Origin of the sequence: Nonomuraea sp. NPDC049421, from assembly GCF_040677005.1 — a bacterium.
GTDB classification, from domain to species: domain Bacteria; phylum Actinomycetota; class Actinomycetes; order Streptosporangiales; family Streptosporangiaceae; genus Nonomuraea; species Nonomuraea salmonea.
In genome coordinates this window covers 75,828-88,459 of record NZ_JBFAQA010000027.1, presented here as the reverse complement: position 1 = coordinate 88,459, position 12,632 = coordinate 75,828, and the positions used below count along the sequence as shown (strand labels likewise).

General features: G+C 71.1%; 8 protein-coding genes. 1 reads left to right on the top strand and 7 read right to left on the bottom strand.

The window, feature by feature from the left end; all coding sequences use genetic code 11:
• Positions 1 to 62 precede the first annotated feature (62 nt).
• The 6 genes from fxsT to AB0K18_RS36515 all read right to left on the bottom strand — a co-directional run bounded on the left by fxsT (position 63) and on the right by AB0K18_RS36515 (position 9,090).
• Complete coding sequence (gene fxsT, locus AB0K18_RS36540) at positions 63 to 5,213, bottom strand: FxSxx-COOH system tetratricopeptide repeat protein (RefSeq protein ID WP_364923968.1); 5,151 nt, start codon at positions 5,211 to 5,213, stop codon at positions 63 to 65.
• 71 nt (positions 5,214 to 5,284) lie between these two features.
• Complete coding sequence (locus AB0K18_RS36535) at positions 5,285 to 5,650, bottom strand: VOC family protein (RefSeq protein WP_364923965.1); 366 nt, start codon at positions 5,648 to 5,650, stop codon at positions 5,285 to 5,287.
• Positions 5,651 to 5,690: 40 nt separating this feature from the next.
• Entirely contained in the window at positions 5,691 to 6,314 is a 624-nt protein-coding gene (locus tag AB0K18_RS36530) for a DUF6461 domain-containing protein (RefSeq protein WP_364923962.1), read from the bottom strand.
• A gap of 6 nt (positions 6,315 to 6,320) precedes the next feature.
• Positions 6,321 to 6,443: a hypothetical protein gene (locus tag AB0K18_RS36525; RefSeq protein WP_364923960.1), complete on the bottom strand. Its 123-nt coding sequence runs from the start codon at positions 6,441 to 6,443 to the stop codon at positions 6,321 to 6,323.
• Positions 6,444 to 6,778: 335 nt separating this feature from the next.
• A complete protein-coding gene (locus AB0K18_RS36520) occupies positions 6,779 to 8,005 on the bottom strand; it encodes an MFS transporter (RefSeq protein ID WP_364923957.1) in 1,227 nt (408 codons plus the stop codon).
• Positions 8,005 to 9,090, bottom strand: coding sequence for an alkene reductase (locus AB0K18_RS36515; protein WP_364923955.1), 1,086 nt, complete (start codon positions 9,088 to 9,090; stop codon positions 8,005 to 8,007). Before AB0K18_RS36515 ends, AB0K18_RS36520 begins: the two co-directional genes overlap by 1 nt.
• 158 nt (positions 9,091 to 9,248) lie before the next feature.
• On the opposite strand from AB0K18_RS36515, the gene AB0K18_RS36510 reads away from it, so the two are divergent.
• Positions 9,249 to 11,909 carry an AAA family ATPase gene (locus tag AB0K18_RS36510; RefSeq protein ID WP_364923952.1) on the top strand — a complete coding sequence of 887 codons (2,661 nt, stop codon included), beginning with the start codon at positions 9,249 to 9,251 and terminating at the stop codon, positions 11,907 to 11,909.
• Between the two features lie 50 nt (positions 11,910 to 11,959).
• Here AB0K18_RS36510 and AB0K18_RS36505 read toward each other — a convergent pair whose 3' ends face one another.
• Positions 11,960 to 12,607, bottom strand: coding sequence for a TetR family transcriptional regulator C-terminal domain-containing protein (locus AB0K18_RS36505; protein ID WP_364923949.1), 648 nt, complete (start codon positions 12,605 to 12,607; stop codon positions 11,960 to 11,962).
• Positions 12,608 to 12,632 lie beyond the last annotated feature (25 nt).

Below are 12,632 nucleotides of genomic sequence, written 5' to 3'. Positions count from 1 at the left end.
AAGGAGCGCCCCGGCTGTGGGGAAGCAGCCGGGGCGCTCCCTGCCTCGGCCTTCAAGCGAGCTCAGAGCGGGAGCGGGTCGAACTCCACGTCCACACGCTCGTTCCTGGCCGCGCGACCAGCGTCCGGATGATCCACTCCTAGAGTGTCGGCATACAACCGGAAGGTCTCCTCGAGCAGGACCTTCCGTTCATTCCGTGACGCCGTACGTGCGCGATCAAGGCGAAGGTTCGCCCCACAGGCCAGCGTTGTGGGATGCGCCGGACCGAGAACGCGACGCAGCCGTTCCTCGGTGTCCGTACCGAGCTGCGACGCCGCCTCGATATCGCCGGACTCTGCCAGGTCGGAGGCCAGATTGACGGCGACCGCCAACGCGTACGGGTGATCACGGCCAAGCCGCGTGACGAGCCCGGCCAGGGCTCTTTCATCCACACTCCTGGCCGCCGCGGGAAGTCTGCGGTAACGGTGCCGGAGCGCCAGGTTCCCCATGGCGGCGTAATAGAACGGATGCTCCGCCCCGAGCGTCTCGGCGTAACCGGCCACCACCTCTTTCGCCAAACTCATCTCGGACCTCCGCACGTGGGAGAGGGCGATGAGCGCGGCGATGGTCTCGGGATGGCGGGATCCATAACTGCGCAGGTGGGTCGCGTGCACCCTCAAGGCGAGATCCTCCGCGCTGTCGAACTCACCCACCTGCCGCAGACCGATGGCGAACTCCCGGCCCGCCCGCAACGTCCGCGGATGGTCGAAACCGAGCACCTCAGTGCTGTATTGAAACACTTCCTCGGCCGTGTCGCGGGCCTCCAGAGGGCGGCCGTTCGACCGAAGGCAGCACGCCATCACCTCCCATGCCTTCATCCGCAGCCCTACGTGCCCGTCCAGCCTGGACGCGGCGGTGAACGTCTCCTCGCTGAATCGCAGCGCCTGCTCGTAGTCACCGGTCAGGCAGACGCTCAGTGCCGTGTCGCACCGGACGAGCACCGTCAGCGGGTGGTCGTCCCCGTGTGTTCCCCGGGCCTGCGCCAGCGCTTTCACAGTCATCGACTCGGCTTCCTCGAAATCGCCTCGGGCCCGCAACGCCGCAGCAACGCCGCGGACGGCCAGTGGCATGAGGGGATGCCGCCCGCTCTCCTGATCTTCCAGGAAGGTGAGCAGCTCAAGGTCGAGCTCGTAGGTGCTCGACTGCACTCCAGCCCTTCGCGAGGCTCCGGTCAGCAGGAGCCGCGCCCGCATCACGTGCGGGTCCGCCGGGCTGGACACGGCGGTCCACGTCTCGACGAGTCGCTCAGCCAGCGATCGAGCACCTGCGTAGTCTCCGGCTGCGGAGAGGTGGTTCGCGCGACGAAGAGCCAGATCCCGCACATCAGCATCCGTGCTCTCCTCCACAGAGAGCGCCTCTAGGTGGTCGGCGACACTTCCGTACTTCTTCCACGCGGTCGGATCGTAAGGGTCCTCCCTGACGTAGGAGGCCACCAGCAGCCGCGCCTGCTCACGGATGCGCTCCTGCTCCTCCTCCGGCTCCAGATCACGCATCATGGACTGAATGAGGCGATGCACCTGAATTGTCCGGTAACCGGGGTCGTATGTGATGAGCGCGTAGCGAAGAAGCGCGCGCACCGCGTGGCTCAACCTGATCGGGTTGTGGCGCAGGTTCTCCAGCAGGGCGACAGGCCGGATGACAGGTGTGGAGAAGAGATCACGCGGCACGGGTTCGGGCCCGAAGAACGCCAGCACACGCAGCAGTTCGACCGCGTCAGGATCGTCCCGCCGGAGTGCGTCCACGGACATCGTCCACGCCACTCTCATCGACGCGGGAACAGAGGCGTCATGCCTAAGGGGATGGACCGTCGGTTCCCTCAGCAACGTCAGGTATTCCCTAATCTGCATACCGGTCGTGGCCATGAGGGACGCCGCGTGCCGCAAGGCGAGGGGAAGATCCCCGAGTTCGTCGGCGAGTTCGTCGGCCTCCTCCGCGTCAAGATGCGCACCCACCACTCGGGTGAGGAAGGCGACGCTCTCCGTCCGGTCAAAGGTGAGGCACTCCATGCGTTCGAAACGCGGCCCCCAGTCACTGCGTCGCGACGTCACCAGCACGTGGCCAGGCCCTTCCGGGACGAGACCTTCGAGATCTTTCGGATCGCCGACGTTGTCGTAGACCAGTAGCCAGCGCTGGAACGGGGTGCCGTCGCGGAGCGCGCCGAGAACGGCGTCCGCGGCACCCGCCACGCCGGCGACCTCCGCAGGCGGCAACCCGAGCCCCGGCGCCAGAGCAGCGATGCGCGCCGGGATGAGCTCAGGCTCATCGGCGGGGACCCACCAGACGACGTCGTAGTCGCCATGGTGACGGTAGCAGTACTCGATCGCTATCTCGGTCTTGCCGGCGCCACCCCACCCATGTAGCACCTGCGCAGACGCACCTTCCGCGAAGCGCTGTCCCATCAGCGACAGGAGAGTATCGCGACCGGAGAAGTGCGTACTGGGCTCCGGTATCCGGTCGGATCTGATGGGCAACCCGTGGAGACGCCGCATGGGTACTGCCCCCGCTGTCGGATCCCGCTCCGACGTGCGGGCCCCCACCTCTTCCTGCAGGGCTGCAACGAACGGGTACCTGGTCCTGAACCCTGCGCCGAAGGTGGCGGCGACCCGGTTGAGCTGGTGACGCGCCGGTTCGTCCTGTTCGGTGGCCAGCGCGGCCAGCAGCGGCACCCTGATGTCCAACGGCCGCTCCTCGTCGGCGGCGACCGCGCGCAGCCGGGTCACGATCTCCGGCTCGTCCGTGCCGTCGCCGATCTGTGCGACCGCGCGGGCCGCGTCGAGGCGTTCCTGCGGGGTGAGCTCCGCGTGCTCGATGGCCTCGACCAGGCCCGCCTCCCAGCCGGACTCGCGGCGGTAGGCGAGCATGACGAGCGCGTACAGGCGGTGGCGGGGCATGCTGTTCGGGCTGCCGGCGACCTGACGGTACCACTCGCCGGCCCGGTCGCCTGAGGTGTCGCCGTCGGGGAAGACGAGCGCGTCGCCGGCGGCGCGGGCGCGTTCGGCGTCGGTGGCCTCGCCGTAGCCGATGAGCAGGACCAGGATGCGGTGGCGCAGGCCGGCGTCGCCGGTGGCGCCGAGCACGTGGCGCAGCAGCCGTACGCCGGTCGTGCGGGCGACCCCGCACAGCGCCTCGGCGACGTCCGCCCGCACCCAGTCCGGGTTGTCCTGGTCGGTGACGAACGCCGCCAGCCGGTCCATGACGTCGGGGTCGGTGGTGAGGTCGGCGAGGACGCGTACCGCCTCTGCGGTGGTCTGGTCCTCCTGCCTGAGCCGCTGGAAAAGCTCGCCGGTCACGCGGCGACGCAGCTCCTGGCGCACGCCGATGCCGTCGGCGACGATCGCGCCGGCGATGTTGACGTCGGCGCCGCCGCGCTCGAGGAGCAGCTCCACCAGCGAGTCCGCGGTGGCCGTTCCTGGCCGGCGTTCGGCCAGCCGGGCGAGCACGAACAGGGCCAGCGACCGGCTGTCGGGGCCGCGCGCGTCGGCCAGCCACGTCTCGAGGTCGAAGGAGTCGGCGCGGGGACCGGCCGCGAGGTATTCGGCGAAGCTCGGGTGGATGAAGGCGAGGGCACCGTCGCGAAGCGTGATCAAGCTGGTGGCGGTGAGCAGCGGGGGCAGCGCCGCCTTCCAGCCGGCCACGGCGTAGAACATTCCCTTCGGCGCCTGCTCCAGGATGCACTCCACGGCGCACTCGACCACCGGCGGCGTGCCGGGAGACAGGTGGCGGTCGGCGACGTGCTCGAGGATCGTTCTGAGGTTCTCGCGCAGCCAGGTCCAGGCTCGCTCCCCCTCCTGACCGGCGGTGAACACGGTGCCGGAGACCGCCTCGTCCAGCCGCCGTGCCCCGAACAGGTGCTGGACGTAGGTGTCGTAGAGTCCGGCGCGGCCGGTCGGCAACGCCGTCTCCTGGCTCCACTCCAGCAGCAGAGCGGTGATCGTGGCGATGAGCGGCGTCCTGACCAGGGTCGTGAGCTTGGACGCCGCCACACCAGTGAGGAACCTCTCCACGGTGACCGGCCGTTCGATGCCCGGCACATGGCGCGAGCCGCGGTAGGCGGCCCACCGCTCCGCGAAGGTACGCAGGCCCTGCTCGCTGAAACGCTGCAGCGCGTACCCGTCGATGGGCGCGCTGAGCAGGCCGACCTCGCTGCCGAGCAACGGCCGCGTGGTGATCATGAAGCGGTAGTGGTCGGGAGCTCGTGCGATCCACTGCCCGAGTCGTTCGAGTACGGCGCGCCGCTCACGGGTGACGAGGATCTGGTCGAGCCCGTCGATCAGCACCAGCCACGACCGCGCCCCGGGCGGCGGCGCCTTGAACCAACGCGCTCCGAGCCCGCCGCACTCCGCGGCCATCGCGTCCGGGAGGGTCGAGCGGCCTCGCAGGTCCGCGGGCAGGGAGATCGGTATGGAAGGTCCGTACGGGGCGCGCTCCGGCCTGGCGGAACGCCGGGCGGCCAGCCACCACGCGGCCTGCTCCTGGAGCACCCTGGCCACCGCCGTGGACTTTCCGACGCCCGGGTCGGCGACGACGAGCGCGTGACGTCCGGCAGCGAGCATCTCGGCCAGCGTCATCGCTCCCGCCCTGGCCACGGGAAGGGCGGTCGGCAGGTGGTCGGCGCGCTGCTCGACGTAGATCTCCAGCAAGGGCGGCGCGCTGCCGAGCGCGTAGTCGTAGTGGTGGCGCGAGGCCGCCTCCTGGCGCTGGCGTTCGAGCAGGCCGCGCAGCGCCTCGGGCAGCGGCTTGAGCCGCCGGCGCCACCATACGTAACGGCCCCCGACAATGCCGCCCGTCGCGGTGCCGGCCACCGCCGCACCCACGAGCGAGGCGGCCTGCCACTCCCCCGGCACCCATCCCGCGGCCCGCGCCGCCACCAGCCCCGCCGCGAGCGCGCCCGCCGCGGCCACCGCCCACAACCAGGCCCGCGAACCGCCCTCCTCGGGCGCCTCCGGCTCGTTCGATTGCCGATCGCCGACCATGGCCTGCAGCAACGCCATCACGACGACCAGCGCCAGCCCCGCAAGCAGCAGGTTAGGCGCCCAGTCCCTGAACGCCTCCAGGCCGAACGGCAGCTTCTCGCCGGTGACGACGTTGCCCACCAACCCGGTGAACGCGGCGACCAGTGCGTTGACGCCGGACACGGCGAGCAGAACCCCGGACGGCCTGCCTCGCTCCCGCATCCCGGACCTTCCACTCAGCCCAGCGCCAGATCAATGGTCGCAGATGCGCGGGGTGACGTCCCCTGGACGCTTTACCGCTGGCCGAGGTGGAACTCGTGGCCCTCGTCGTCGACGAAAGTGGCCGACCAGCCCCAGTGCTCCTGCTTGGGCGGACGGGTGAAGGGGACCCCGGCCGCGTTGAGCCGCTCGTACTCCGCCTCGATGTCGTCGGCCTCGAACAGCACGTAACCGGGGCCGGCAGGTGTCTCCGGCCACTGCGGGTCGGCCTTCAGGAGGGCCAGGCGGGTGCCGCCGCCGGGAGGCTGGACCTCTATCCAGCGGTTCTCGCCATAGGCCATGTCCCTGGTGACCGTGAAGCCCACCTTCCGGCTCCAGAAGTCGACCGCCTTCTGCTGGTCGCGTACGTACAGCGAGACCTGGCTGACGCCGATGCCCATGATCTCTCCTCGTCTCGTCCGGTCGGACCCACTGTGCCACTCAGCTCCGACGATCCGGCCTCATGCGGGAGTGGCGCGCCAGGATCCAGTCGGCGGCGATGTCGGTGCCCGTGACGCGGCCGATCAGGGTCAGGGCCGAGGTGATGCTCTCCGGGTCCTCCACGCGGTCGTCGCCTCTGACGTCGTCGTCGGTGATCGTGAAGCGCAGCCCGTCCATCAGGTGGTCGAGCGCGTACGGGTCGTCCCCGAACCGGCGGCAGTCCAGCGCGAGCGGGTCGAAGGACGTAATCAGGCGGCCATCGCGGGCGTAGTCGACGGTCGCCTTGTGGTTGATGTCCATGGTGAGGCCGATTGCCTGCCGGGCACCGTACGTGCGGGTGCGCAGGGACTCGCCGTCGCCGTGGGCGGGGATGACGCCGACCCAGTCGCCGACCTCGGCCACCCACTGAGATCCGTCATCGATGGCGTGATCGAGGATCTCGCGGAGGTGGCACGGCGCCCGGGTGACCGGGTCGAGGCGGAACGACCGGGCGACGGACTCGACGTCGGCGCCCGTGATCCACATGGCGCTGAAGCCCAGCGTCCACAGGTCGCCCTCGTCATCGAGCCCTTCGGTGAAGAGCGTGTCGACCAGGAGGTCGTGTAAATGGCTCGGGGACCGCATGGCCGCCTACGCGGGGGTCTCGACGACGAAGCGCAGGAAGTTCGGTGCGTTCGTGAGCTTCTCGAAAGCCTCGTCGCCGGGGAACTGGTCGCGTACGTACAGCGAGACCTGGCTGACGCCGATGCCCATGATCTCTCCTCGTCTCGTCCGGTCGGACCCACTGTGCCACTCAGGCCCGACGATCCGGCCTCATGCTGGACCGGGTTCGGGCTGAGGTTCGACCGGATCGGTGGGGACGGGACGGCGGGTCGCCGATTGCCCACCCCGCGAGCAGCGCCCCGGCCGTAGAAAAGCAGCCGGGGCGCTGCCTGCCTCGACGCGCTCAAGCCGGCGTTGCCCCAGATGGAATCGGTGGCCCTCGTCGTCGGTGACGGTGGTCCCGTTGCCGGCGTACCGGTGAGCTGGGCGAACAGGCTTGGTCGACGTTCTTGTTCCGCCACACTCCGAGGGCCGGGCCGCCGAGGTCAGCCAACGAGCGCGGCGGCGATGGCGGGGCCGAATGCGGCGCCGAGCAGGTAGCAGAGGTTGAACTGGCCCATCGCCGTCGATCTGGCGCCGTCGGGCACCGCGGCGGCGGCGCGTGCCGCGAACGCCCCTTGTCCGGAGGCGGCGGCGAGGGAGGTAAGCGCCTGGCCTATGAGGAGGGCGGCCGGCGAGAGGCTGAGGCACGCCAGCCCCACGCCTGCCGCCGCCAGCCCGGGGAAGAGCCAGGCAACGGCCTTCACCGGCGCCTTCGCGGTGGCGGCGATCATCCCGTAGGAGGCCAACCCGCCGAACATCAGCGGCCACAGGATGGCGGCTCCCACCTGGCCGCTGGTCCAGTCCGCCGGTCCGGCGAGCAGGGCGGGCAGCAGATAGATCATGCCGAAGTTGGTCGCGGCCAGCAGGAACGCCAGGCCGGACACCAGGAGGAACACCGGAGCGCGGACGATCGAGGCGGGCACGAATCCATCGCGCCTGGACCGTAGGTGCAGCGCCAGCAGCCCACCGGCGGCCACGGCGGCCGTCCCCGCGACCGGCCATGAGTGAGGCACGAACACCAGCGCGGTGACCAACACCGTCAGCAGCACCGCACCCACCGGGTCGAAGGGCGCGTCCGGCGCCGGCCCGGCGGGTCGGTGGCGCAGCACGCCGGGAACGGCGAGCACGCTCAGCGCGGGCAGGGCCAGGCCCGCCTGCCAGGACAGCAGCTCCCCGGCCAGGTCGGCGATCAGCGGCGCGGCGGAACCGACCGTCGCCAGCGAGGCCGTGACGAGTCCCATGGAGCGCGCCGAGCGGGTGAGGCTCATGGCGATCGTGGTGAACCCGGCGGTGCCGAGCCCTTGAGCCGCGCTGCCGAGCACGAGCGACGGCAGTGAGGGCAGGCTCACCACGAGCACCGCGCCCAGGGCGACCAGCGCGGCACAGGTGAGCAGGGCCCGGCGTACGCCCTGGTGGCTCTGCAAGCCCGCCATCAAAGGGGTGCCGATCGCGATGGCCCAGCCGAAGGCGGTGACGATCCAGGTCACGGCGCCCAGAGTCAGTCCGAGGTCGCGGGCGGCGTCCGGCAGGATGAGGCTGGGCCCGGCGATCCCGAAGGAGAGCGGTCCCGCCAGCAGCGCCAGCCAGGCCGCCGGAACCCCGCGGTCCGGAGTTCCGAGCCGATCGGGCGCTCCACCGTGCATGAAGGAGGCGGGGGATGAGCTGCTCATCAGTCCTCCCCGCTCGCGGACAGCACCGGGTAGTCGGTGTAGCCGCGGTGGTCGCCGCCGTAAAAGGTCCTCGGGTCGGCTTCGGTGTACGGTCCGCCCGCCGCGATCCTGGTGGGCAGGTCGGGGTTGGCCAGCCACAGCCGGCCGAAGGAGATCGCGTCGGCCAGGCCGGAGCGCAGTGCCTCGATCCCGTCCTCGGGGTTCGCCGGCTTCTCGCCGCTCCACGGGTGCGGGTTGAGGACGAGCGGGCCCTCCCACTCGGCGCGGATGAGCTTGGTCACGTCGCGTGTGTCGTTCTCCGAGACGTGCACGTACGCCAGGTCGTACGGTGCCAGCGCGCGGGCCAGCTCCGTGTAGAGGATCTCCGTGTCGCTCTCCTTCATGCCGTTGTAGGAGATGCCGGGGGAGATCCGGATGCCGGTGCGGCCAGGCCCGATCACGTCGGTGACGGCCTGCACGACCTCCACGGCGAACCTGAGCCGTCCTGCCACCGAACCGCCGTAGGCGTCGGTGCGCCGGTTGGTGTTGTCCGACAGGAACTGGTGGATCAGATAGCCGCTGGCGCCGTGCAGTTCGACCGCGTCGAAGCCGGCCTCCATCGCCAGCCGGGCCGCGGTGGCGAAATCCTCAATGGCCTGGTCGATGTCGGCCAGCGTCATCTCCCGCGGCGTCGGATGATCCAGCAGCCCTTCGGGGGTGTAGAGCCGCTCTCCGGAGCAGATCGCCGACGGAGCGAGGGGAAGCTCTCCTCCGGGGTACAGACACGGATGGCCGATCCGCCCGGAGTGCATGATCTGGACCGCGATACGGCCGCCTCGCCGGTGCACCGCTTCCGTGACCTGCCGCCAGGCCCTCACCTGCTCCGGCGTGTGCAGTCCGGGGGTGTCGATGTAGCCCTGGCCGATCACGCATGGCTGGGTGCCCTCGGTGATGATCAGGCCGGCGGCGGCGCGCTGCGCGTAGTACTCGGCGGTCAGTGCACCGACGAGCCCGCCCCGTGCCCTGTTCCGCGTCATGGGCGCCATGACCAGGCGGTTGGAAAGATCCAGCTCGCCGATGGTCACGGGCGTGAAAAGCTCGTTCACGATCACCCTCCTCGTCACGAGATCGTCTTCATTGCCACGAGGGTATGAACGGGCTTTTACGGGCCGAATCGGTAAGGTTTCGGTACCGGACTACTGGGATCGCGTACGTATCCCGGAAGGTACGGCCATCCGTATCCCCGTACGAAAGGCTTGGTCGGTTGCTGTACGGCAGGGCGAGCGAGCAGGCCGCGATCCAAGACCTCGTGAACGCCGCGCGTACCGGCCGGAGCGGCGGCCTCGTCCTGCGCGGCGAGCCCGGCATCGGCAAATCGGCGTTGCTCGACTGGGCCGCTGAGCACTGCACCGGCATCGGAGTGCGCGTCCTGCGGGTCACCGGCATCGAGGCGGAGGCGGATCTCGCCTTCGCCGGGCTCGTCCAACTGCTCTGGCCGGTCCAGGAACACCTCGATGCCCTGCCCCCGGCACAGGCGGCCGCCTTGCGGGCGGTGCTCGGCTCGGGCGGCTCGGGCGCGCGGGACAGGTTCCTGTCCGGGCTGGCCGTGATGACCCTGCTGGCCCATCTGGCCGACGACGAGCCGCTGCTCTGCCTGGTCGACGACGCGCACTGGCTCGACCCCGCCACCGCCGAAGCACTGCTGTTCGCCGCCCGCCGTCTGACGGAGGAGAAGGTGGCGCTGCTGTTCGCCGCGCGAGAGGAGGGGTTCGCCGCCGCCGGTCTGCCCGAGATCCGTCCGTCGCGGCTGTCGCAGGAGGACGCGGAACGGGTCCTGGCCCACCGGGGCCTGACCCCCGCGGCACAGGAGCAGGTGATCGCCGAATCCGAGGGGAACCCGCTGGCGCTGATCGAGTTCTCCTCCGAACGGAGGCGCTACCACGCGGCGGCCGGCCCGATCCCGATCGCCGACCGGGTGCTCGCGTCCTTCCGCTCACGCATCGCCCTGCTGCCCGACAAGACCCGTCTCATGATGCTTATGATCGCCGCCGAGGGCCGAGGCGACCTGCCGATGCTGCTGAGCGCCGCGGACGCGCTAGGAGTCGGACCGGAGGACCTGGAGGAGGCCGAGAAGGCCGGACTGGTCGAGGTGAGTGCCGCTGCCATCGCCTTCCGCCATCCCCTGATCCGCACCGCCGCCTACCAGGCCGCGCCGCTGGCGCGGCGGATCGCCGTGCACCGGGCACTGGCGGACACGGCCACCGACGATGACTGCAGGCTCCGGCATCGGGCCGCGGCGACGACGTCACCTGACGAGGACCTGGCGGTGGCCTTGACGCGCGCCGGCGAACGGGCTCGCGGCCGGGCCGCCTTCGCCGCCGCCGCCGGGCTGTGGGAACAGGCCGCGACCTACACCCCTCGCCCGCGCGACCGGGCCGCCCGGCTGGGTCAGGCGGCGGCGCTTGCGCTGTCGTCCGGCCACGCCGACCACGCCGCCACCCTCGTCGGCCAGGCCGAGGACTTGCTGGACGATCCCACGTCGCTCGCCACGCTGACCGAGGTACGAGCGGCGGTGGAGTTCGAGCGGGGAAAGGGCCGGTCGGCCGCCCGGCTCCTGATGGAACGGTGCCCACCTGCCGACCCGGTGAGCGCCGTGCCCATGCTGCGCACGGCGGCCGGGTACGCCTGGATCTGCGGCGAGGCGGAGGTGATCCGGGGCGCGGCCGCACGGCTGACGGCCATGGGCACACAGGACCCGATGATCCAGGGCCTGGCGCACCTGGTCGACGACGACTACGCGCGCGGCCTGCCGCTGCTGGCACGATTCGTCGCGCACACCCTGCCCGACGTCACCGGCCAGGCGCCGGGCAGCCTGCTGGAGGGCGCCACCATCCGGTGGGCCGCCTTCTGCGCGATGGTCATGGCCGACGACGACGCGGCCGCCGCCCTGGCCGGCGCCGAGGTGGCGCGGTTGCGCCGGCAGAGCCTGGTGGGGGCGCTGCCGCAGGTGCTTCAGGATCTGACCGGAGTGCATGTGCAGGCCGGCAGGCACCGTGACGCCGAGGCGTGCGTCGCGGAGGCCGTCGAGCTGGCGCGCCACACCGGGATGCACCAGCGCGTGCCGCGGTTGCACTCGGTGCTGGCCAGAGTGGCGGCGATCGAGGGCGACGAGCAACGCTGCGTCCGGCTCGCCGGCGACCAGCCGGACGCCGGAGGCATGACAGGCCTCGCCGCACTCTGCCTGCTCGACCTGGGGTACGGACGCTACGACCGGGTGCTGGAGCGGCTCGAGGCCGCGGCTCGAGGACCGCTGCGTCACCTGACCACGCTGGTCACAGCCGGAGCCGAGCAGGTCGAGGCGGCCGTGCGGCTGGGCCGGCCCGAACAGGCCCAGGAGCCCCTGCGCCGCCTGGAAGCCTGGGCACGCGCCGGGAACCAGCCATGGGCCGAGGCGGTCAGTGCCCGCTGCCACGCACTGCTGAGTGACGACGAGGACGACTATCTGCGTGCCCTGGCGGCGCACCGGCGCGCGAACCGGCCTTTCGAGCAGGCACGTACCGAGCTGGTGTACGGGGAGTGGCTGCGCCGGACCCGGCGTCGCACCGACGCCCGCCCCCCGCTGCGGGCGGCGCTGCAGACCTTCGAGCGGTTGCGGGCCGCGCCGTGGCGGGCGCGGGCGGAGGCGGAGCTGAAGGCGACGGGAGAGTCCGTGCCGGCAGCCCAGCCGGCGGCCGCCGACCCGCTGGAGCGGCTCACGCCCCAGGAGCTCCAGGTAGTGCGTCTGGCCAGGGACGGGAGCACCAGCAGGGAGATCGCTGCACACCTGTTCCTCAGCCCGCGCACGATCGAGCATCACCTTTATCGGGCCTACCGCAAGCTCGGCATCCGGTCACGCCGGGAGCTGGCCCACCTCAACCTCACCTGAACCACGCCGAACTCGACCTGCCCAACCCACCCGGCGCTGTACCTGTCCGATCAGGGACGGACGGCGGGATCGGTGAACCCCGGCACGGCCTCCAGCAGGGCGCGCAGCAGCCGCCTGGCGTCGTCGCCGGAGAGCCGGTCAGGGGTGTTGACGAGCTGCGCGGCCAGCCCGTCCACGAACGTGTGCAGCACCGCCGCCCACAGCTCGACCTGCGGGTCGGGGTGTGGGCGGAGCGCCGCGCCGGGGTCGCGGTCGGGCTCGTGGCCGCGTAGCTGCGCGATGCACTGGCGGTGCAGGGCCCGCTGGTCGTTCCAGGTCTGGGAGCCGTCCTTCGGCGGGTGGCCGCGTTCCCACTCGATGACGGCCTGCCACAGCGCGTATTCCTCGCGCCGCTCGTCGTCGAGCGGGAGCAGCTCCTCCGTCAGCGAGATGATGCCCTCGACGACGGAGCTCACCGTGCGGGGGCGCATGACGCGGGGCAGGAGGCGGGCGCGCAGGGCGTCGGAGGTGGCGCCTGCGACGTAGGACTGCAGCTCGTGCTGGTTGGCGAAGTAGTGGCGCAGGGACCCGGTGGACCAGCCGGCCTCGGCGGCGACACCGCGGACGGTCACGCCGGCCAGGCCCTCGCGCAGGATCACCCGGATCGCGGCCGCGCCGATCTCCGCCCGCCGCTGCTCATGATCGACGAGTCTGGGCACTCGCCCATGGTAACACACTCGTGTT

What these genes read in the sequence shown, in the direction of transcription:
- fxsT (WP_364923968.1), bottom strand. Translation starts at nt 5,213, where the DNA reads ATGCGGGAGCGAGGCAGGCCGTCCGGGGTTCTGCTCGCCGTGTCCGGC.
- AB0K18_RS36535 (WP_364923965.1), bottom strand. Translation starts at nt 5,650, where the DNA reads ATGGGCATCGGCGTCAGCCAGGTCTCGCTGTACGTACGCGACCAGCAG.
- AB0K18_RS36530 (WP_364923962.1), bottom strand. Translation starts at nt 6,314, where the DNA reads ATGCGGTCCCCGAGCCATTTACACGACCTCCTGGTCGACACGCTCTTC.
- AB0K18_RS36525 (WP_364923960.1), bottom strand. Translation starts at nt 6,443, where the DNA reads ATGGGCATCGGCGTCAGCCAGGTCTCGCTGTACGTACGCGACCAGTTC.
- AB0K18_RS36520 (WP_364923957.1), bottom strand. Translation starts at nt 8,005, where the DNA reads ATGAGCAGCTCATCCCCCGCCTCCTTCATGCACGGTGGAGCGCCCGAT.